Source organism: Rhodococcus sp. 1168 (assembly GCF_002091955.1).
GTDB lineage: Bacteria > Actinomycetota > Actinomycetes > Mycobacteriales > Mycobacteriaceae > Rhodococcoides.
The window spans coordinates 57,061-78,392 of sequence record NZ_MKKY01000068.1; the positions used below are offsets into that span (position 1 = coordinate 57,061).

Consider the following 21,332-nt stretch of genomic DNA (forward strand, 5'->3'; position numbering starts at 1 on the left):
AAGGTGATGCTGCTGCGCGGCAGCCTGCGCGACCGCAACCGGCCGCACGGCCTCCTTCCGCACCGGAGCCCGGGCGTACCCCTGCGCCGCAGGCACTACCGAGGCCGACCGCGGCAGGAGCGCCGCAGAGTGGTACACGTCCTCCGGCACGGCCGACGCAGGGGCCACAGACCCAGGCACCAGGCCGCCCACCGCATGGGCCGCCGGCTCAGAGCGCCCCACAGCAGGGACCTCCACAGCAGGGCGTTCCAGGCCAGCGACCGGGTACCGGTACAACTTCGCCTGCTCAACGAACCGACTCGGCAGCTCCGGCCACGGCCGAGCAGCCCACCTCACAGCGGCCGCAAAAGGCACCGGGTGCCCCGACTTCGTCGGGGGTCCATCCTCCGGCTGGGGTGCAGCCTGCACCCCGGCCGACCGCGGCTGAGCCACCGCCGACGCAGGCAGCACCTTCGGTGAAAGGTGTGCCCGAGCGGCCACTCGAGAAGCCTTCGGCGGTGCCTGCTGCTGCATCGTCGGAACCGGCGTCGGCTCCGCTCGATCCACTGAGGGCCGGTAGTCAGCAACCTCCGACGACGGCGCTGCCGAAAGAGCGCACCGATTCTGCTGGTGCACCCGATGGTGCGGGGCCCAACAGGTCTACGCAGGGATCGCCCCCATGGCAACGGGGGCGGGTTCAGGGTCAGCAAGAGACAGCACATCGTGCGCAGAACCAGCCGCAGACCAATCTGTCGACTCGAACTGGAGCATTGCCGGCCGGGTCACCTGCCGATGGACCGGTCACTCCCACCGCGCAAGCTCGTGGCGAAAGTCAGGGTGCAAAGGCTCAGCGGCGGGAGGATGCCAAGTCCAAAGCTGCCGTCATAGACGGTCCGACTCGCCATATCGAACGCAAGGATCTGGCGAAGGACATGCCGGACTTGTCGTCGGTTCGACATCCCGCGCCCAGTAGCGACGCACAGAAGGCTCCTGCCCCGGTTGCGGTTGCTGCGCGGGTAGAGGGCGAGCCGCTCCGTGCCACCATCCAGATCCGTAAGATCGATCCTTGGTCGACCCTGAAGATCTCGCTGGTGATCGCGGTGTCCTTGTTCTTCGTCTGGATGGTCGCAGTCGGGCTTCTGTACGCCGTCCTGGACGGCATGGGCGTCTGGGACCGACTGAACAGCGCCTTCACCGAGATCGTCAACGAGGACGGTGGTGGCGGACTGGTGAGTGCAGGTCAGGTATTCGGCTACGCAGCTGTCATCGGAATCCTCAATGTGGTGTTGTTCACTGCGCTGACGACGATCGGATCGTTCATCTACAACTTGTCATCGGACCTGGTAGGGGGCGTCGAAGTGACGCTCGCGGATCGGGACTGACACGGCATACGACGGCACCGCATCGAGCCGTTTTGGAGTACAGCGGCTCGATGCGGTAACCTCACTCCTCGGTTCGAGGAGAATAATTTCCTCGAATTAATTGGTCCCTGTGACCGAGGTTCGAGGGCCTATAGCTCAGGCGGTTAGAGCGCTTCCCTGATAAGGAAGAGGTCGGAGGTTCAAGTCCTCCTAGGCCCACAACCAGAAGGCGGAGAGGATGAGATTCGTGAAGATTCTCCTCCTCGCCGGTGCGGTTGTGACAGTGATTTCGACAGTGACGAAGCTGCGAGCAGTGCGTAGCGGAGACGGTGTCTGGCACGAAGTCATAACTGACTGAACGTCCTTTGGTGAGTTGAAACCGGTTGTCGGAGACCGGTTGTTGTAAAAGGAAAGTGAACATGTAACGTGTTGTTCGCTCGCCGGATAGACCCGGGGCCTTAGCTCAGTTGGTAGAGCGCTGCCTTTGCAAGGCAGATGTCAGGAGTTCGAATCTCCTAGGCTCCACAGTTTCACGAAGTAAGAGATGACGTCCAGCACCAGCTGGGCGTCATCTTTTTTGTCCGCCGGTTATGGTGGATATTCGTAACGATCCTCTCGACTCACCGACCTCGAGAGAGTACTCACCGACCTCGAGAGTGATGTCCCCGGTGACTCCTTTCGGACCGGGTGTCCTCGGCGAGTGTTAAGGTCCGGCACGTAGAGCGCGTCTGCCTACGTTTCACAAGACGCGACCATGGGAGGTGGGCCATGCCGAGCAGGTATCTGGGACGCCTCCGCGTGTACCCGTACAGGGCCATTCGCGCGTGAGAAGACTCGAGCTCGATGAAGCTGCTCTGACACTGCTGGTTTTCGTCGTGGGAACGACGCTTCTTTCCATCGCTGGCGGAAGCGCATCGTGGGACCAACTGGGATCAGCTGGTCGGCTCGCAGTTTTCGCGGCGGCGGCTCTCGGTGTCGCCTCGGTGGTAGTGCTTCTGAGATCGAAGCAGCCGAGCCCGAAGCGCACCATCGGCAGTGTCACATTCATGGCGACACTCGCGCTGGCGTTGACGTCGTCCGTCAGCACCGCCCTGCCGACACTTCTTGTCAGCGTGCAGTCCGCGATGTTCTTGGGTATGCATGTCGGGGCGTTCTGGTCCGAGCGTAACGCGGGCATATGGGCTGCGTTCGTCGCGCTTTCGACGGTTGTTGGTACCTCCGTGGCGCCGTACGACTCGCCGTTCATCGCATACATCCTCATTGCGCTCGGCGTAGTCGTCTCCACCGAAGTTTTCGGTACCTTTGCCCGGCGTATGCGCTATTCGGCGACACACGACGTTCTGACGGGGCTTCTCAACCGCTTCGGATTCGAATCCAAGATAGACAAGATGCTCCCGGTCTGTGTTGCTCGCGGTCTGTCGGTCAGCGTGGCTGTGCTCGATCTGGACAACTTCAAGCAGATCAACGATGAATACGGGCACATCGCAGGCGACGTGTTGCTCTCCCGCCTGTCGAAGGCGTGGAAAGCCGAGCTCACGCGACGGGACGTGCTCGGCCGACTCGGGGGCGACGAGTTCGTCCTGTTCATGCCGGGCGTTCACGAGGGAGAGGCCTGGCACATCATCGAGCGGCTTAGGCGCGCACATCGTGCCGAGTGGAGTGTCGGACTGGTCTGCATGCCCGCTACGTGTCGCTGGGCGGAGATATACCGGGCGGCCGACGCAGATCTGTACCGCGCCAAGCGCAGCAGACCGGTAGCACAAAGGCAGCCCGGCGCTGCTGACACCGACTCCACCGGCGAACCGGACTGGAGAATACAGCCCTGACGTACCGCCCCCGGAATCTATCCACAGCCTGTGGATAGATTCCGCCCGACGAGCTGAAGAAAGCGTTGACTGTGTTCTCACGTCGACCGACCGGACGACGATCGGGTAGTCGACGGGGGATGGTTGCATGGTTACCTGGGGTGACATCCGGCAGTGGGACCCGGAAAAGATCGGGCTGCTTTCGCGCTCATTGGTCTGCACGTCGGATGGGCTGATGGAGGATATGGCCACGCTCGAGCGATTGTCCGAGACCCTCGAGTGGACAGGGGCAGCCGCGGATGCAGCGCGCGTAGAAATCCACAGCCTTCGTGACGGGTATTTTCGCGCCGCCGATCAGCTGATATCGATCGGAACCTGTGTCGAGGACCTTGCGTATGCGATGTACCCGCTCGTGGCTTCGGTTCTGGAATGCGACCGCGAAGCCCAGGACAGTGATGCCGACATCACCGACGACGGTGGGGTTCTGGATCGAATGACGCTGTACTCCAGCGCGTCCGAAGATGCATGGAGCCTCGGTCGTGATCGCCTCAGGCGAATACGCGACCTTCGGGAACGAGCCACCGAACTTCTGACGCGTGCTCGATACCTCGACGCGCAGGGAGCATCGACCCTGTTGGCACTGTTCGATTCGGTAGCGGCGACAGGGGCGGCCGTCTCCACGATCCTCGCTGCTGCACCAGAATCCAAAGTTGCAGTACCGACCGAGACGGCGGTACCGACCGGAAAGAGTGCATCCGCCAACGCCGCGTTCTGGGATTCGCTCACGATGGCTGAGCGGACCCGACTACTGGTCGATCGACCCGATCTGATCGGAAACCTGGACGGAATTCCGGCGGTGGTTCGAGATTCGGCTAACCGACGGATGCTCGTTCGCGAAAGAAGCCGCCTCGAGGAAGCTGCCACCGATCTGGAGGATCGCTTGAACGACAACATTTTCGGCGGAATGTTGGACAACGCCGATGCGGGGTTGGTACAGACACGTAAACGTTTGGCCGCGCTCGACGCGATCACGGCCACCCTCGACCAGGGGGATCGTCAACTGCTGGTCCTGGACAATCGGAGTGGCGAAGACACCTTGGCCGCGATCGCGGTGGGCAACGTCGACACCGCTACTCACGTGGCGGTGTTCGTGCCCGGCCTCGACTCGGATGTCCAGGGGGACTTGGGGCGATACGACGACGATATGGATTCACTGAAAAAAACTGTCGAACAACTACTTCCAAAGGATCCGCCGGAGACTGCAGCCTGCGTGACATGGATGAACTACGAGGCTCCACACCTCGGGTGGAACCTGTTGAACCCGGACCGTTCTGTCGTCTCCGGCTCAGCGGCGATCGCCGGCGGAGAGCGGTTGTCGACATTTCTCGACGGCCTCGACGCCGCGCGTGCCGAGGACCCACATTTGTCTTTGCTCGGTCATTCCTACGGTTCGCTCACCGCCGCGTATGCGGTCCGCGGTGCCGACGACACTGGCGTCGACGAACTGGTTGTTGTCGGGTCGCCAGGATTGGGAACCGGGACCGTCGCGGAGCTGTCCCTACCGCCAGGTCACGTATTCGTCGGTGAAGCGTCCGACGACACGGTCGCGGACCTCGGGGCCTTCGGCACCGATCCGAGCCGTCTCGACGGAACCGAACAGCTTCCTACCGAAGGCTCGGGATACCTACCGGCCGAGGGGCACGGAGGGTATTTTGCCGAGGGCACGGCCGCGCAGCACAACAGCGCGCTGGTCGTTGCCGGGCGCGCCTCCGAATTGGGCGGACGCGCGCCCGGCAACGACCGATAGCTACCGCTAGGGGTGATCGAGGGCGTCGGTCTGCCCGTTGGCAGCGTGCGAGACCTCGGACTCGTAGTCGGCGAGACTGGGTGGCGCGTCAGCGGGCGGCTGGAAAGTGTTGCGACGTCGAGTGGCCAGAACTGTGACGCCGGCAACTGCCCCGAACAGCGCTCCGAATACCAAAATGCGCTTCGTACGAGGTGAGACGCGAGGCTCGCCTTTTCGCTGGGCTGGACCGCTCTGCTTATGTCGGGCAATTTCGCGTCGGGCAAGCTTCAGTCCCCGGGTGGAGAGCTGGAGTCCGACGCTCGCTGCACCGCCACCGAAAACTTTCGCAGCCTGCACGGCAGAGCCACCAGTGGTCGCCGCAATTCCACGAATCCGGCCGGATTTCGATGTGCTCGTCATGGCTTCACTGTTCCATATGCAGGCGTAGAGCCAGGAATGAACACATCGAAGGACCGTTGCCGACCGCTCGGTAGAGCGTCAATGGCACGATGGAGGGGTGACTTCACCAAACAAGACCTCCACTGCCACGTTGCACACCAACCACGGCGACATCGTCATCGATCTTTTCGGCAACCACGCGCCGAAGACGGTCGAGAATTTCGTTGGGCTCGCGGACGGATCGAAGGACTACACCTCGACGAACGCGTCCGGCGGAAAGACCGGACCGTTCTACGACGGCGCCGTCTTCCACCGCGTCATCGACGGCTTCATGATCCAGGGCGGAGACCCCACCGGAACGGGTTCGGGTGGACCGGGCTACAAGTTCGGCGACGAATTCCACCCCGAGCTCTCGTTCGACCGCCCCTACCTGCTGGCCATGGCCAACGCGGGTCCGGGAACGAACGGATCGCAGTTCTTCATCACCACCGGCAAGACCCCGCATCTGAACCGTAAGCACTCCATCTTCGGTGAGGTGACGGACGAGGCGTCGAAGAAGGTAGTCGATTCCATCTCCGGAACTGCTGTCGGCCGTGGCGATCGTCCCGTCGAGGATGTCGTCATCAACAGCGTCACCATTGCGTAATCGTTCTCTCCTGAGAAACGCTCACACCACCAATTCAGGTGCTCGACAAAATTCACCGTAGAGGAATTTCACCATGACCGACCCCGGCTGGGGTGGCGCGCCCGGCGATCAGCCAACCCCACCCCAGTCGAGGTGCGTCCGGCATCCCGATCGAGCGACCGGACTGGCGTGCTCGCGATGCGGACGCCCAGCGTGCCCCGAATGTCTACGACCTGCAGCAGTCGGGCAGCATTGCGTCGACTGCGTGCGTGACGCCAATGCTTCGGTACGGCCGATCAGGACTGTCGCCGGTGCTCGGGCGGGATCGACGTACGGACTCGTCACGTACATCCTCATGGCCCTCAACGTCCTCGTCTTCGCGGTGACGGCGATGCAATCGCGCGATGTGATGGGCAATACCGACGCATCGTCGCTGTTCAACGCGTGGGCGCTGTTTCCACGCGCGGTCGCTACCGGTGACGTCGAGCGCCTCATCGGCAGCGGCTTCCTGCATATCGGGCCGATCCACCTGCTCGTCAACATGTTCGCGTTGTACATCATCGGCCGCGACGTCGAAATGATTCTCGGTCGAAGCCGATACCTGGCGGTCTACTTCGTCTCACTACTCGGCGGCAGTGCCTCGGTCATGGTCCTCGAGTACCCGCTCACCGTCACCGCAGGAGCTTCCGGAGCGATCTTCGGGCTGTTGGGTGCGCAAGCGGTCATTCTGCTGAAGCTTCGGCGCAGCCCGACTCCGATTCTCGTGGTTATCGGCCTCAATATCTTCATCAGTATTTCGATCCCCGGAATTTCGCTCTGGGGGCACATGGGCGGCCTCGTCGCCGGCGCTGCTGCGACCGCCGGCATCGTGTTTCTGCCCAGTCGGAATCGAACACCGCACATCGGGTGGATCGCCGTCGGTGCCGTCGCAGCCGTATGCGTGGCAATCATCGCAGTTCGCGTGCTGTCGCTTCGCTCGATGATGGGTCTGTAAAACCCACCAACACCGTCGGAACAACCCGCCCGGCTCGTCAGCCCGCGGGTACGAACCCGTGCCGGACGAGCTCGTCGAACACTGTCTCCGGGCTGGTTCCGAGATCCCAGCGACCGAAGATGATCAGCCGATCCTCGCTGTCACCCGCGCGTTGGACGTCGATTTCGATCATCGGAACGCGCCGCCCGAGTCGGGGGTATCGAGCGAGCTTGATTCGCACGATCTCGCTCGGGAGGTACGCCTGCACTCCCGACAGGCGCTTCATCGACAGTGTTCCGTCGACGATCGCCAGTCTCGGCCGCTGCAGGGCAGCGAGTCCCGCGATCGTCCACAGGCCGATAGCCGCAATCGAGATGAGAAGTCGGCCCGTGGCGTCGGTACCGGTCAACAATGCCGCTCCGAACAGTGCGAATCCGCCCAAGATCATGGCGATGACAGCCGAAAGAGGCGTCGCCCAGCTCAATCTATCCACAGGCTGTGGAGACTCGGAAAAGTTATCCACAGGCTTCATCCACATTGGGGATGAATGACACGCGTGTAACTAACTGCCGACGGGACCGTGTCATCGCCACTTCATGGTCATGACGAGACCGACGACCATGAAGCCGAAACCGATCAGAAAGTTCCATGCACCGAGGTCGTTCATCCACGAGATACTGTCGGCAGCCAAGTAGTACACGATGAGCCATAGCAGCCCTACCAGCATGAACCCGAGCATCACCGCCACGAAAAGTGGGCTCGACGGGCCGGCCTTCAGCGCTCCGGCGGATCTGGTGCCGGGTGCAATGGAGTAGTCCTTCTTTTTCCGAACCTTCGATTTCGGCATGTTCAACCCTTCGTAGTGTGCTGACGCTCGTACAGACGACTTACCGGTACACGACCCGTCGACCTGTGGATAACGGTTGTGGACAACTGCAACAGGTAGCGTCCTCGCTAGTAGAGTTTCGCACTGTTATCGCCCCAACACTGCTTTGCCTGGCGTTGTTATCCACAGGCCCGGTTTTTTCGGACCGGTCACCGTATGCCCATACACGCTAGCTCAGCGCAATCTCACGAGAGAGCATCGGATGAAACCATGATCGAGGAATCGACCACCAGAGAGCGCCTCGCGGCGCGTGGCTGGCAGATCTTGGTTCTCGTCGTATGCCTTGTCGTCGGGGTACTCCTGGCGACCACCAGAGTCGTATCTCAAGGTGACGAAATCCGTCGAAGCGACACCACCAGGTTGTCGGATCTGGTCGGGGCAGCCCAGAGCAGCAGTGACGATGCCGAGTCGATCAGAAACGACCTGGCCCGGCAGGTCGACGACTTGCAGCGCACCGCGGGTTCCTCCGACGTCGAAGTGGGACGTGCGCTGGCCGCGGCCGATCCGCTCGCCGCCCAGGCGGGGGTCGAGCCGGCATCGGGGCCAGGTGTGGTCGTGACGTTGACCGACGCAGCCCGCGGCCCGGACGGGCGGTACGCATCTGACGCGTCGCCGGACGACCTCGTCGTGCATCAACAGGACGTGCAAAGTGTGCTCAATGCACTGTGGACCGGCGGCGCGTCGGCAATGGCCATGCAGGATCAACGGATCACGAGCCAGGTCGCGCCGCGCTGCATCGGTAACACGCTTCTGCTGGGTGGGCGCACGTACAGCCCGCCCTACGTGGTGACGGCCTTGGGAGACCCCGAGCGACTCTCTGCGGCCCTCGCCAACAATCCGGGTGTTCGGGTGTTTCGGCAGTATGCGCTTCGTTACGGGCTGGGTTTCGAAGAAACACGTTCCGACGCCCTGACCGTGCCCGGCTACACCGGACCGATACGGATCGGATTCGCACAGCCTGCGCGGTGAGCGCCTTTGCAGTAGTCCGCCACAGAGTCGCTAAGGACGTCGGGGCGATTCGTGCTCGACGCGCTCGCCTATCCTTGCCCCATGCGCATTCTGGTCGTCGACAACTACGACAGCTTCGTTTTCAACCTCGTCCAGTACCTGGGCCAACTGGGAGTCGACGCGACAGTCTGGCGTAACGACGACGACAGGTTGACCGACCGGGCCGCCGTCGTTGCGGACTTCGACGGCATTCTGCTCAGCCCAGGGCCGGGGACACCGCACCGAGCGGGAGCCACGATGGATCTCGTGACCGCGGCCGCTGCGTCCGGTACTCCACTGCTCGGGGTGTGTCTGGGACACCAGGCAATCGGTGCGGCCTTCGGTGCGACCGTCGACCGCGCGCCTGAACTACTGCACGGAAAGACCAGCATCATCCACCACACGGGCGTCGGCGTCCTCGAGGGACTACCCGAGCCGTTCACCGCTACTCGATACCACTCGCTGACCGTCGTCGAGGACACCATCCCCGATGAACTCGAGGTGACCGGACGCACCGACTCCGGCCTCGTGATGAGCATGCGCCATCGGACGTTGCCGATACACGGCGTCCAGTTCCACCCCGAGTCGATTCTCACTCAGGGTGGCCACCGGATACTGTCCAACTGGCTCGCCGTCTGCGGACTCGAGCAGGACGAGCGCCTCGTGGTCGAACTCGAGGCGCAGGTCGCACTCGCGTTCAGCTGACGCTCTATTTACCGGGGTGGAATTCCCAGGGTTCCCACGTTCACGTTGAGCGACTGGGACTTGGTGATTTCCGAGCCGGCGGGTTCGGCCTGATTGACGATTCGCCCCACCAGGGTCGGGTCGAGCTGACTCTGCGGGGTCGAGGTGATGTTGGCTGAGGTACCCGTCCATCCGGCTGCCTCGAGTGCCGACAGTGCTTGCGCCGGCGTCATCCCGACAAGATCGGGCATGGGGATTTTGTCGCCGTTCGACACGCGCAGTGTCACGGTGTCACCTTCGGCGGCGTTCGATCCACCTGCCGGGCTCGTCGAGACAACCTCTCCGACGGTCTGACCCGAGTCGATGTTCTCGATCTGAACCTTGAAGCCGGCAGCCTCGATGTTGAGACGCGCTACGTCGACCTGCTGGCCAGTGACATCGGGAACACGGATCTGCGACGGGCCACTGCCCAACGTGATCTTGACGGCGGAGCCGACGGTGATGCCGACACCGGTCGACGGATTCTGTTCGACCACCTTGTCGAGATTCTCTGGTGTCGAAGCCGCTCGTGCCACGGAAGTGTCGAGTTCGAGACCGATCGCGGACAATGCCTGAGTTGCCTGTTGAGCAGTCTTGCCGGCCAACGCCGGAACCTGCACCTGCTCCGGACCGGTCGAGATATCGAGGTCGACCGTGCTCGGCAAATCGACCTGCGTTCCAGCGGGTGGCTGCGAGGCGATGACTCTGCCCGCGGCGATCGTGGGATCGGGCTTCTCGCGGGTCTGGACCCGAAGTCCTAGGTCTGCAAGAGCTGAAGTCGCCTCCGCGGTCGTGAGATTTGCGACGGTGGGGATGGCGACTCGATCCGGTGAGGAATCGCCGCCGAGAGACAACAGGAACGCGGTGATGATGCCGACCACGACTATCGCTGCCAGCGCGATCACTGCTATTCGCAGTCCTCGACGCTTCGAGGTGTTGTCTTCGCCGCGTTGCGCCGGAGGCTGCTCGGCCGGCCGGTCGGTGTCACCCGATCGGAACTGTGACTCCCGCGAGTCCATCGAGCCGAGGATCGTGGTGCGGTCCTCGTCGTTCATGACGGTGGGCGCCGAGGGGCGCTGCCCGCCGAGCACTCGCACCAAATCGGTGCGCATGTCCGCTGCCGACTGGTAGCGGTTGGCCGGGTTCTTGGCCATGGCCTTGAGAATGATCGAGTCGAGCTCCCGCGGGATCGCAGAATTGACCGAGGACGGTAGTTGCGGATCTTCCCGCACATGCTGATATGCGACAGCTACCGGTGAGTCCCCCTTGAACGGGGGCTCACCGGTCAGAACCTCGAACAGGACGCAACCGAGCGAATACACGTCCGAGCGGGCGTCCACCTGCTCGCCTCTGGCCTGTTCGGGGGACAGATATTGAGCTGTTCCGATCACTGCGGCGGTCTGCGTCATCGGACTCGCGCTGTCCGCAATCGCGCGGGCGATACCGAAGTCCATCACCTTGACTGCACCGGCGTTGTTGATCATGACGTTCGCTGGTTTGACGTCGCGATGCACGATTCCGTTGCGATGACTGAAGTCGAGAGCCGCACAGACGTCGGCGATGACCTCCATCGCGTGGCGCGGTGTCATCGGACCGTCGGCGCGGACGATGTCACGCAAAGTATTGCCGTCGACGTACTCCATGACGATGAACGGCAGCGGACCGGCTTCGGTCTCGGCCTCACCGGTGTCGTAGACCGCCACGATCGCGGGATGGTTCAGAGCTGCCGCATTCTGCGCCTCGCGGCGGAACCGAAGATAGAACGTGGGATCGCGAGCGAGATCTGCTCGCAGCACCTTGATGGCTACATCACGGTCGAGTCGATTGTCGCGCGCAAGGTGGACCTCGGACATGCCACCGAAGCCGAGAATCTCACCCAACTCGTAACGGGAGGAGAGACTGCGGGGAGTCGTCATGGTTGTCCTTGTCGATCAGGTCCGAGTTGCGGTTTGGAGGCGCCGCCGGCTCCGGTGTCACCGGAATCTTCTTCGTCACCAGCGCCGGGCAGCGACGGGAGAGTCAACCGCGGCAAGGTGAACTCAGCGCTCGTCGTCGTCGCCGCTGGGGCCGTCGTTGTCACCGGCGGCGCGGTGGTCGTGGTCGGCGGTTCCGTCGTGGTGGTCGTCGGGGGCGGGGTAGTCGTGGTGGTGGTTTCCCGGGTGGTGGTCGGTTCCGTGGTCATCGGTTCCGTGGTTGTGGTGGTCGTCGTGGTCGGGGCAGGCTTCGTCGTCGGCGGCGTGAACGGCGCCGGTGTTCCCTCCCCACCCGTCAGCAGCACGTATCCACCGATGATGATCGCCAGCGCCAGGAGGCCGGCGCCACCCCAAGCAAGGGCTTTCTGGGCAGAGGTCATCCCCGTGGGTTCCGGCGTGGCGGGAACCGCAGCGCCCGTTGACGGCCCGGTGTATCGGTTCTGCGACGTCGGCATCATTTGAGTGCTGTTGGGATTGGTGCCGGGAGCGGCCACGACGCCGGGCATCAGTACGCGTCCGGTACCCGGACCACGACCGTTTCCTGGAGCTGGAGGTCGTCGACCGGCACGCACCGCGGCCACAGCGTCTGCGAACTCGCCGCCGTTCGCGTACCGGGCGACGGGATCCTTGGCCATGGTGATCTCGATGAGCTCGCGCACCGATGGCGGTAGATCTGCGGGCAGCGGTGCAGGCATCTCGCGGACATGTTTCATCGCGACGGTGAGCGCACCGTCGCCGACGAACGGCCGCGTACCCGAGAGCACTTCGTAGCCCACGACACCGAGGGAGTAGACGTCGCTCGCCGAGGTAGCTTCGTCGCCGAGAGCCTGTTCGGGAGCAATGTACTGGGCTGTCCCCATGACCATGCCGGTCTTGGTTACCGGGGAGGCGTCGACAGCTTTGGCGATGCCGAAGTCGGTGATCTTCACCTGACCTGCGGGGGTGATCAGAATGTTGCCCGGCTTGACGTCGCGGTGAACGACACCTGCCGTGTGCGCGATCTGTAGCGATCGACCGGTCTGCTCGAGCATGTCGAGGGCATGCCCGAGTGGCAGCTTCCCGATCCGTCCGAGTACGGCGTTCAACGGCTCACCGTTGACGAGTTCCATGACGAGATAGGCCAGGGACTCGCCTGCTTCGTCGCGCGTCTCGCCGTAGTCGTAGACCCCGGCGATACCGGGGTGGTTGAGCTGCGCCGTCGTACGCGCCTCGAAACGGAAGCGCGCCAAGAACTCCGGATCCTCGGAGAACTCGGCTTTGAGAACCTTGACGGCAACCTTGCGGTCGAGACGATTGTCCATCGCCTCCCACACCTGGCCCATACCGCCCGTGGCGATCAGCCGTAGGAGGCGATAGCGCTGTGCGATGACGGCACCATTTTTCAGTGGCATGTTCTCAGGTCACCTCCCTTGCAATCCGGCAGCGATGACCGCGCGCCCGATCGGTGCGGCAACCGAACCACCGGTGGCTGCAAGTGCACGGTCGCCACCGTCCTCGACGAGTACGGCGATCGCAATCTTCGGTGCCTCGGCCGGCGCGAAAGCGATGTACCACGCGTGCGGAGGTGTGTTTCGAGGATCGGTCCCGTGTTCGGCAGTGCCGGTCTTCGACGCGATCTGCACGCCGGGAATCTTGCCCTGTGATCCGGCGTTGTTCTCGGCACCGATCATCAAATCGGTCAGAGTCGAAGCGACCTCCGTGCTGATGGCCTGGCCTTCCGATTGTGGCTTGGTGGTCGACAGGTCCGACAGATCCGGTGCCTGCAGCTGACTGATCAAGTGCGGCGCCATCCGAACTCCGTTGTTCGCCACTGTTGCTGCGATCACGGCATTCTGTAGCGGCGTCAGCGCAACATCTCGCTGACCGATACTCGTCTGGCCCAACGCAGCATCATCGGGGATGGATCCGATCGTGCTGTCGGCGACGGGGAGCTGCAACGACGTCGTATCTTCCCCGATGCCGAATGCACTCGCGGTATCTCGAAGCGCATCGGCACCGGTCTTGATGCCGAGCTCGACGAAGGCGGTGTTACAGGATCGAGCGAACGCCTCACGTAGCGACGCCGTCGCCCCGCCACCGCACGTGCTGCCGTTGTAGTTCTCGAGGGTGGTCTGGGTGCCGGGAAGGGTGATGTTCGACGCCGCCGTCAGCTGATCGTCAGGTGTGGCGCCGTTCTCGAGGGCCGCCGCCGTGTCGAGGACCTTGAAGGTCGATCCCGGCGGGTAGGTCGCCGATACCGCACGATTCAGCAACGGCTTGTCAGGATCGGCGTTCAGTGCATCCCACGCCTCGGTGGTCTGTTGTCCGTCGTGGCTCGCCAACGAATTGGGGTCGTAGCTCGGTGCACTCGCCATCGCCAGGACGTTGCCCGTGGAGGGCTCGATCGCGACGACGGATCCGGTGTAACCCTTGGACGTGAGCTGGTCGTATGCCACCTGCTGAACGACGGGGTCGATGGTGGTCACCACGTTGCCCCCGCGCGGGTCGCGTCCGGAAATCAGATCGAAGAGGCGACGACCGAACAGACGATCGTCCGAACCGTTGAGCACCTGATCTTCGGTGCGCTCGAGGCCACTGCTCGAGTAGAGCATCGAGTAGAACCCGGTGACCGGCGCATTCGCCAACGGGCTCGACGTCGCAGCCGGATTCGACGGGTAGGTGCGCAGGTATTTGTATCGGTCGTCGGTGGCGAGCGATGCGGCAAGGACCTGACCCCCCGCCGAAATCTGTCCGCGCTGGCGGGAGTACTCGTCGAGTAGAACGCGCGAGTTACGCGGGTCGGTCCGCAGATCGTCCGCCTTGATCACCTGCAGGTAGGTGGCATTGGCGAGAAGGGCCACGACCATGACCATGACGGCGATGGAGACCCGTCGAAGGGGAGTGTTCACGGGCGTTTCACCATTTCGGTCGGCGCTTCCGCGATCGGTGTCGCCACCACAGGCTTCTTGTTCGGAACGGCAGGCTCACGCGCCGCGTCGGAGATCTTGATCAACAAAGCCAGCAGTAGATAGTTGGCGAGTAACGAGGATCCGCCGTACGACATGTACGGGGTGGTGAGTCCGGTGAGAGGAATCAGCTTGGTTACTCCACCCACCACGACGAACAACTGAATGGCGATGGTGAACGCGAGACCGGCAGCGAGAAGTTTGCCGAAGCTGTCCCGAACCGCGAGCGCGGTGCGCAGGCCTCGGATGATGAAGACCAAGTAGAGGACCAGGACTGCAGTGAGTCCGATGAGTCCGAGCTCCTCGCCGACCGTGGCAATGATGAAGTCGGTCTTCGCGAACGGGACCTGCGACGGACGACCACTGCCCAGACCGGTTCCCGCGAGGCCACCTGTTGCGAAGCTGAACATCGACTGGACGATCTGGTAGCCGGTGTCGTTGTAGTCCTCGAACGGATGCAGCCAGGTGTCGGTGCGGATCTTGACGTGTCCGAAGACTTGATAGGCGAACAGGAAGCCGATCAACAGCAGCGCGAATCCGATGATGAGCCAGCCGACGCGTTCGGTGGCGATGTAGATCATCACCAGTACGGTGCCGAAAATCAGCAGCGAAGTACCGAGGTCCTTCTCGAACACGAGAACAGCGACCGAGACGATCCACACCAGCAGAATCGGACCGAGGTCGCGCGCACGAGGAAAATCCATTCCGAGCACATGTTTGCCCGCAGTGGTGAACAGTTCACGCTTGGCGACGAGGAGCGAGGCGAAGAAGATCAGCAAGAGGATCTTTGCGAACTCACCGGGCTGAAGGCTGAAGCCGGGCAACCGAATCCAGATCTTCGATCCGTTGACCTCGGAGAACGCCGACGGAAGCAGTGCGGGAATGGCGAGCAGCACCAGACCTGCCAGACCGACGGTGTAGCTGTAGCGCGCCAGCGTGCGGTAGTCCCGCAACAGAACCAGCACGGCAATGAAGCCGGCGATCGCAAGGGTCGTCCACAGAACCTGCTGATTGGCGTCCGGCGACGGGATTTCCTGACCCAGGTAGGCGGCCGATTGCTGGTCGGCGAGATCGAGGCGATGGATCAGCACGAGACCGAGACCGTTCAACAGCGCCACGATCGGCAGCAGCAGCGGGTCCGCGTGTGGGGCGAACCTGCGGACCGCGAGATGCGCCACCGTGACCAACGCCAGATACGCCAGCGAGTACTTGACGAGATCGAGGGTGATGGTTTGTTCCTGGCTTGCCTCTACCAACACCAAGGACATCGTGGTGATCACTACCGCTATCCCGAGCAACAACAACTCGACGTTGCGTCGGTTCGACTGAACGGGTGCCGGAGCAAATCCTTCCGGCGGACTCGGAAAGGATGCCCCCGCAGACGAATTGGAGCTCATCAAATACCGGCCCTACAGTTCTGACCTGCTACTTGCGGTGCGGACGGTGCTGGGGTGGGCGTTGGTTCGGGGAGGACCGGTGGCGGGGCATCGGCCGCCGGTGGCAAGGCCGGGGCACCGGGTGGCGGTGGCACGGGTGGCACCGGTGTCGTGAGGGCCGGTGTCGTGAGGGCCGGGGTCGCAGGCTCGGGTTCGGGTTCGCACAGCGGCAACAGATCACCGGAGGCGAGCTGCTTCATCTGTCCGTTCGCATCGTCGAGCTTGCCCGACGGAAGTCCGGCTCGCACCTGTTCCCGAGCGGCGGGCACCAGATCGTCGACCTCGAAGACGTCACACGAGCTCGAGGCAGAATCCGGGCCGCGCAGGGTGAGCGCGCCGTCTGCGTCGAGGCAGCCGATGGCGTGGACCGTCTGAAGCGAGTAACCCAGTATCGAACCCGGCACTCCGCGCATGACGGCGACGCGGTTGTTCTCCTCGCCGACGTAGTAGTTGCTTCGAATCGCCGCATTGGCAACGAAGGCACCGCCGACCAGCAATGCGATGAGTGTCAACGCGATCAGTGACCAGCGAAGCTTGTGCGGCTTCTTCTCGGGTTCCGGTGCGGGAGCAGCGATTCGCTTCGGAGTCGACCTCGGCGGTCGCATTGCCGCAGCACGACCGGCGGCGGTGTTGAGCGGTGGTGAGTACTCTTCTTCCTCGGTACTGGCCGCACCCCCGACGATCGGGTGACTCTGGCCGTAGTCGAGGTCGATGACGTCCGCGACGACGACAGTGACGTTGTCCGGTCCACCGCTTCGCAGAGCAAGTTCGATGAGGCGGTCGGCGCTCTCGGCGCAGTCGCCCTCGTTCATGGTGTTCTCGATGGTTTCGTCGCTCACCACGTCGGACAGTCCGTCCGAGCAGAGCAGGTAGCGATCACCCGCACGAACCTCACGAACGGTCAGCGTCGGTTCGATCTCGTTGCCGGTCAATGCCCGCATGATGAGAGAGCGCTGTGGGTGTGTGTGCGCCTGCTCGGGTGTGATCCGGCCTTCGTCTACGAGAGACTGAACGAAGGTGTCGTCGCGAGTGATCTGCGAGAGCTTGGTGTCGCGAAGCATGTACGCCCGCGAATCGCCGATGTGAACGAGGCCGATCTTCTTGCCTGCGAAGAGAATTGCAGTGAGCGTCGTGCCCATCCCGTCGAGTTCGGGTTCGTCTTCGACCTGATCGGCGATGGAGGCATTGCCCTCCCGGGTCGCGGCTTCCAGCTTGCCGAGGAGGTCGTCACCGGGCTCGTCGTCGTCGAGGTGGGCGAGGGCAGCAATCATCAACTGCGAAGCGACCTCGCCCGCGGCGTGTCCGCCCATCCCGTCGGCCAGCGCAAGGAGGCGCGCTCCTGCATAGACGGAGTCTTCGTTGTTCGACCGCACGAGTCCGCGGTCACTGCGGGCCGCATAACGCAGTACAAGAGTCACGGGCGCAACTCGATCACAGTTTTGCCCACACGCACCGGAGTGCCGAGTGGGACGCGGACGGCAGTGGTCACCTTGGCCCGGTCGAGGTAGGTGCCATTGGTCGAACCGAGATCTTCGACGTACCAGTCACCACCGCGTGGCGAGATCCGTGCATGTCTGGTCGACGCGTAGTCGTCGGTCAGCACGAGTGTCGAGTCGTCGGCGCGGCCGATGAGAACCGGTTGCGTGCCGAGCGAGATGCGGGTTCCGGCGAGACCGCCCTGTGTTACCACTAGATTCTTGGCAACCTTCTGTTTGTTGAACGAGGGAAGAACCTTCGAGCCTCGGGAATAGCGTGCAGGCATACGCATGCCGGACGCGGCATATATGTCGCTACGTAGGGTTCGCAGGACGGCCCAGACGAAGAACCAGAGCAAGAGTAGAAAACCCGCTCGGGTCAGCTGCAGAATCAATCCCTGCACAGCCGTCCACCTCCTTTGCCACATCTGTGTCGACCAGCGTGGAGAACACGCCGGTTCCTTCCCCCATGCACGCACCACGTGCAGACGTTTTCACACACAGCATCCTAGAGAGAAGCTGTGTGTGTCGATCACCATACTGGCGGGGTGCGCTAAACGATGCGGACCAATATTTCGGAGTGTCCGGCGCGGATGACGTCGCCGTCTGCCAACTGCCAATCCTGAACCGATGCGCCGTTGACGGTGGTGCCGTTGGTCGAACCTAGATCGGACAACATCGCGACGCGTCCATCCCACCGAATTTCGACGTGTCGCCTGGAGACGCCGGTGTCCGGGAGCCGGAACTGGGCATCTTGGCCACGCCCGATGATGTTCTGGCCTTCGCGGAGCTGGAAGTAGCGGCCACTGCCGTCTTCGAGCTGCAATGTCGCGGCCAGGCTCTGAGCGTCGTTGTACGCGGGCTCGGCGTAACCGTAGTCGGGCTGTTGATATCCGCCCTGCTGGTACCCGCCCTGCTGGGACTGATAGTCGTATGCGGGCTGCTGATACGACGCGGGCTGTTGGTAGGCCACAGGCTGCTGTGCGGGCTCGGCGTAGCGCTGGTCCCCGTAAGCCTGCTGGGGCTCGCCGTAGGCCTGCTGCTCTCCGTAAGCGGGCTCGGCGTACGCCTGCTGGCCATACGCCTGCTGGTCCACGTAACCCTGCTGGTCCACGTAACCCTGCTGGTCCAGGTAACCCTGCTGATCGGAGTAGGCCTGCTCGGGCGGCGGCTGAGCCGAGTACCCCTGCGAGTAACCACCCTGCTCGTAACCCTGATCCGAATACGACTGCTGGTCGTACCCTTGATCGCTGTAAGCCTGCTGTTCGTAGCCCTGGTTGTACTGATCGGCTCGGGGCTGACCCTGCTGCGGGGGAGCCTCGGAATCGGCACCGTAAGCGCCGTTCGCATACGGAGCGCCGTTGCTGCGCGCGTCGTATCCGTTCTGGTCGCGTGCCGGCGCATAACGCGGATCTTGGCCGGGAGCCGGATACCCGTTGCGGGCGCGCGGATCGGGGCGAGAGCCGTCGGCGGGTTCGCGTTGCGGGTCGTAGCCTGGGTTCTGCGTCATGGGGCCGGCTCCTGATGTCGACTTAGGTGGGGCTGACGGTCGCGGGGGGCGTTGGCCGGCCGCCGAGGCGTTTCCGGTTGCAGTCGACGATCGTCCCACATCGGGATCGACCGAACCACTGGCCCGGAACTGACCGGTGTGCAAGGTGGGCGACGGTTCGAATCGAACCACGACATCCCCGTACGTCTGCCAGCCCTGATCACGAATGTAGTCACCGAGGTGGCGCGAAAAAGCCTTCACGGTCAGATCGTGATCTGCGGCGAGTCCGTCGTGGTCGGAACTGTTGATGGTGATCACATAGCTGTTCGGTGCGAGGTAGTGGCCGCCGTCGAGTGGACGGACCAGATCCGACGCTTCCTGCTGAAGCGCTGCTTCGACTTCTTGCGGAACCACTCCGCCACCGAATACTCGGGCGAATACGTCACCGACCGCGCCTTGCAGCTTTCGCTCGAAACGCTGGACAATTCCCATGGTGACCTCTCCTCCCATCTAGTGCTCAGGTCTGCATTGTTCCTGCTCGAGGAACGAACTTCGTGTTGGAACCGAACGCGTGACCGCGAGCGCGTGTCGGCTCGAGGTCTTCGTCCATGCATGATATACGTTGCGGGCCGGTAAGCACCCGTGCGCTGAACGGTCGATATCTCGATTTCTTCGTCGCCCGATGTGCATGTTAACGTTCACCGGTCACCCGGGCGGGTGGCGGAATGGCAGACGCGCTGGCTTCAGGTGCCAGTGTCCTTCGGGACGTGGGGGTTCAAGTCCCCCTCCGCCCACAACACTGGTCGCAGCTGATTCGTTCGCTGCGGCCAGTGGTTTATTTACGACCGAGATGTCGCGATGAACAGAGAGAGGCCCGACCGAATTCATTCGGTCGGGCCTTCCTTTTTGCCCCGGTCAGGCCCCCTTCTTGATCATCTCGGCGCACTTTTCACCGATCATCATCGTGGTGATGTTGGGGTTGACGGCGACGATTTTCGGCATGATGGACGCATCGGCCACGCGCAAGTTGCGAACCCCCTTTACTCGCAACTGCGGATCCAGGGGTGCGTCGGGATTGTCGGCCGCGCCCATCGATACCGAGCCTGTGGGGTGGTAGACGGTGTTGTGGGTGCGCGTGATGTAGTCGGCGATCTCGTCGTCGGTGCGCACTTGCTCACCCGGGAACAATTCCATTCCCGCCCATTCGGCCATGGCAGGCTTCTCGACGATCTCGCGGGCCAGCTTGATCCCATAGGTCATGACCTGCATGTCGTACGGGTCCGAGAAGTACTTCGGATCGACCCGCGGCTTGTCGCGGAAGTCTCGGCTGCGTAGACGAACTGTGCCGCGCGAACGTGCGTCCGTGACATTCGGGGTCAGACAGAACGCGTTCTCCGAGGTGGGATAGCCCTGGCGCAACGTGTGCATGTCGAACGGGGTGTTGCCGAAGTGGAACATCAGGTCCGGTCGGTCGCGTTGCTTGTCGATGCGGGTGAAGATTCCTATCTCCCACCACTGCAACGACTCGGCGACCATCGGCTTCTTTGCGTCCCACGAGATGACGCCCTCCGGATGATCCTGCATGTGCGAGCCGACTCCAGGTGAGTCCACCACCACCTCGACGCCTATTTCGCGCAGGTGGTCGGCGGGCCCGATACCGGAGAGCATGAGCAGCTTGGGGGAGTCGATCGCACCGGCCGAGACGATGACCTCGCGATCGGCATGGATGGTGTCGGTGTGCACGAGGTCCGGGTTCAAAACCTGGACGCCCGTGCATCGTTTGTCGCCGTCGATGATCAGCTTTTTGACCCAGAGTCCGGTGAGGATCTCGAGATTGGTGCGCGTGTTCATGATCGGGTGTAGATACGACACCGACGACGAAGACCGCACACCGTCCTCCAGCGCGTTCACCTGGAAGAACCCGGCGCCTTCGACAACCGTGCCGTTGTTGAACTGCACGGTGGGGATGCCGGCTTGCTCACACGCTTGGAGAATCGCCACACCTGCCGGGTCCACGGCTTCGATGTTCCGGATGCGTACCGGCCCGTCGTGACCGTGGTTCGTGCCCGCTTGATCGTTGTTCTCGAGCTTTCGAAGCAGCGGGAGCATCTGCTCGGAATCCCAACCGACGGCGCCGTACTTGTCGGCCCATTCGTCGAGATCCTCGGCAGGCGGCCAGAAAGCGATGCACGAGTTGTGTGAGGAACAGCCGCCCAGCACCTTTGCCCGCGACTGGCGCATGAACGAGTTACCGTGCTCCTGCGGTTCGATCAGATAGTCCCAGTCGAAACCAGATCCGAGCAGTGCAGGCCAGCGGGTGAGCTGGAGGACGGCGTCGACGCCGACGTCGCTCGGGCCGGCCTCGATCAACGCGACGGTGACGGACGAGTCCTCACTGAGACGTGCTGCCACCGCCGCGCCGGCGCTGCCACCGCCGACGACCACGTAATCGAATCGCTTTTCGGACATGTTTCTTGCGCCTCTCCTCGA

Annotated in this window: 18 protein-coding genes and 3 tRNA genes; 10 read left to right on the forward strand and 11 right to left on the reverse strand. The window is 62.9% G+C overall.

The features are described 5' to 3' along the window. Window positions 1-464 precede the first annotated feature (464 nt). The 5 genes from BJI47_RS24645 (at window position 465) to BJI47_RS12770 (ending at window position 4,952) form a co-directional block, all read left to right on the forward strand. Window positions 465-1,361, forward strand: coding sequence for a DUF3566 domain-containing protein (locus BJI47_RS24645; protein WP_254900572.1), 897 nt, complete (start codon window positions 465-467; stop codon window positions 1,359-1,361). A gap of 124 nt (window positions 1,362-1,485) precedes the next feature. Further along, window positions 1,486-1,559, forward strand: a tRNA-Ile gene (locus tag BJI47_RS12755). A 233-nt stretch (window positions 1,560-1,792) separates the two neighbouring features. After that, window positions 1,793-1,865: transfer RNA gene (locus BJI47_RS12760), tRNA-Ala, on the forward strand. A gap of 299 nt (window positions 1,866-2,164) precedes the next feature. After that, on the forward strand, window positions 2,165-3,166 hold the full coding sequence (locus BJI47_RS12765) for a GGDEF domain-containing protein (RefSeq protein WP_088944068.1): 1,002 nt from the start codon (window positions 2,165-2,167) through the stop codon (window positions 3,164-3,166). A gap of 127 nt (window positions 3,167-3,293) precedes the next feature. Continuing rightward, window positions 3,294-4,952, forward strand: coding sequence for an alpha/beta hydrolase (locus BJI47_RS12770; RefSeq protein ID WP_088944069.1), 1,659 nt, complete (start codon window positions 3,294-3,296; stop codon window positions 4,950-4,952). 6 nt (window positions 4,953-4,958) lie between these two features. Here BJI47_RS12770 and BJI47_RS12775 read toward each other — a convergent pair whose 3' ends face one another. Then, window positions 4,959-5,351, reverse strand: a complete 393-nt coding sequence (locus BJI47_RS12775) for a hypothetical protein (protein ID WP_088944070.1) — start codon at window positions 5,349-5,351, stop codon at window positions 4,959-4,961. A gap of 97 nt (window positions 5,352-5,448) precedes the next feature. Between BJI47_RS12775 and BJI47_RS12780 the strand changes: the two genes are divergently transcribed. Together BJI47_RS12780 and BJI47_RS12785 are read left to right on the forward strand one after the other, a co-directional pair. Then, complete coding sequence (locus BJI47_RS12780) at window positions 5,449-5,976, forward strand: peptidylprolyl isomerase (protein WP_088944071.1); 528 nt, start codon at window positions 5,449-5,451, stop codon at window positions 5,974-5,976. A gap of 73 nt (window positions 5,977-6,049) precedes the next feature. Then, window positions 6,050-6,949 carry a rhomboid family intramembrane serine protease gene (locus tag BJI47_RS12785; protein ID WP_088944072.1) on the forward strand — a complete coding sequence of 300 codons (900 nt, stop codon included), beginning with the start codon at window positions 6,050-6,052 and terminating at the stop codon, window positions 6,947-6,949. Between the two features lie 37 nt (window positions 6,950-6,986). On the opposite strand, the gene BJI47_RS12790 is transcribed toward BJI47_RS12785, so the two are convergent. Beyond that, window positions 6,987-7,466, reverse strand: coding sequence for a PH domain-containing protein (locus BJI47_RS12790; protein ID WP_176224831.1), 480 nt, complete (start codon window positions 7,464-7,466; stop codon window positions 6,987-6,989). Between the two features lie 45 nt (window positions 7,467-7,511). Further along, window positions 7,512-7,775, reverse strand: coding sequence for a cell division protein CrgA (gene crgA / locus BJI47_RS12795; RefSeq protein ID WP_088944074.1), 264 nt, complete (start codon window positions 7,773-7,775; stop codon window positions 7,512-7,514). Window positions 7,776-8,024: 249 nt separating this feature from the next. On the opposite strand from crgA, the gene BJI47_RS12800 reads away from it, so the two are divergent. Continuing rightward, window positions 8,025-8,783 (forward strand): DUF881 domain-containing protein, encoded by a 759-nt coding sequence (locus BJI47_RS12800; protein WP_088944075.1) that lies wholly within the window; start codon window positions 8,025-8,027, stop codon window positions 8,781-8,783. Window positions 8,784-8,864: 81 nt separating this feature from the next. Continuing rightward, on the forward strand, window positions 8,865-9,506 hold the full coding sequence (locus BJI47_RS12805; protein ID WP_088944076.1) for an aminodeoxychorismate/anthranilate synthase component II: 642 nt from the start codon (window positions 8,865-8,867) through the stop codon (window positions 9,504-9,506). A gap of 8 nt (window positions 9,507-9,514) precedes the next feature. Here BJI47_RS12805 and pknB read toward each other — a convergent pair whose 3' ends face one another. The 7 genes from pknB to BJI47_RS12840 form a co-directional block, all read right to left on the reverse strand. Beyond that, a complete protein-coding gene (gene pknB / locus BJI47_RS12810) occupies window positions 9,515-11,440 on the reverse strand; it encodes a Stk1 family PASTA domain-containing Ser/Thr kinase (RefSeq protein WP_088944077.1) in 1,926 nt (641 codons plus the stop codon). Continuing rightward, the gene (locus BJI47_RS12815) at window positions 11,437-12,888 is read right to left on the reverse strand and encodes a protein kinase (RefSeq protein ID WP_088944078.1); all 1,452 of its coding nucleotides are present in this window, start codon (window positions 12,886-12,888) and stop codon (window positions 11,437-11,439) included. The genes pknB and BJI47_RS12815 overlap by 4 nt, the downstream gene beginning before the upstream one ends. A gap of 9 nt (window positions 12,889-12,897) precedes the next feature. After that, a complete protein-coding gene (locus BJI47_RS12820; protein WP_088944079.1) occupies window positions 12,898-14,385 on the reverse strand; it encodes a penicillin-binding protein 2 in 1,488 nt (495 codons plus the stop codon). After that, entirely contained in the window at window positions 14,382-15,839 is a 1,458-nt protein-coding gene (locus tag BJI47_RS12825; RefSeq protein WP_084348235.1) for an FtsW/RodA/SpoVE family cell cycle protein, read from the reverse strand. Before BJI47_RS12825 ends, BJI47_RS12820 begins: the two co-directional genes overlap by 4 nt. Further along, window positions 15,839-17,296, reverse strand: a complete 1,458-nt coding sequence (locus BJI47_RS12830) for a PP2C family serine/threonine-protein phosphatase (RefSeq protein WP_088944080.1) — start codon at window positions 17,294-17,296, stop codon at window positions 15,839-15,841. Before BJI47_RS12830 ends, BJI47_RS12825 begins: the two co-directional genes overlap by 1 nt. After that, window positions 17,293-17,757: an FHA domain-containing protein gene (locus tag BJI47_RS12835; protein WP_084348233.1), complete on the reverse strand. Its 465-nt coding sequence runs from the start codon at window positions 17,755-17,757 to the stop codon at window positions 17,293-17,295. The genes BJI47_RS12830 and BJI47_RS12835 overlap by 4 nt, the downstream gene beginning before the upstream one ends. Before the next feature lie 149 nt (window positions 17,758-17,906). Further along, complete coding sequence (locus tag BJI47_RS12840; RefSeq protein ID WP_088944109.1) at window positions 17,907-19,334, reverse strand: FhaA domain-containing protein; 1,428 nt, start codon at window positions 19,332-19,334, stop codon at window positions 17,907-17,909. Window positions 19,335-19,553: 219 nt separating this feature from the next. Between BJI47_RS12840 and BJI47_RS12845 the strand changes: the two genes are divergently transcribed. Next, window positions 19,554-19,636: transfer RNA gene (locus BJI47_RS12845), tRNA-Leu, on the forward strand. 121 nt (window positions 19,637-19,757) lie between these two features. Here BJI47_RS12845 and BJI47_RS12850 read toward each other — a convergent pair. Further along, on the reverse strand, window positions 19,758-21,311 hold the full coding sequence (locus BJI47_RS12850) for a GMC family oxidoreductase (RefSeq protein ID WP_088944081.1): 1,554 nt from the start codon (window positions 21,309-21,311) through the stop codon (window positions 19,758-19,760). Window positions 21,312-21,332 lie beyond the last annotated feature (21 nt).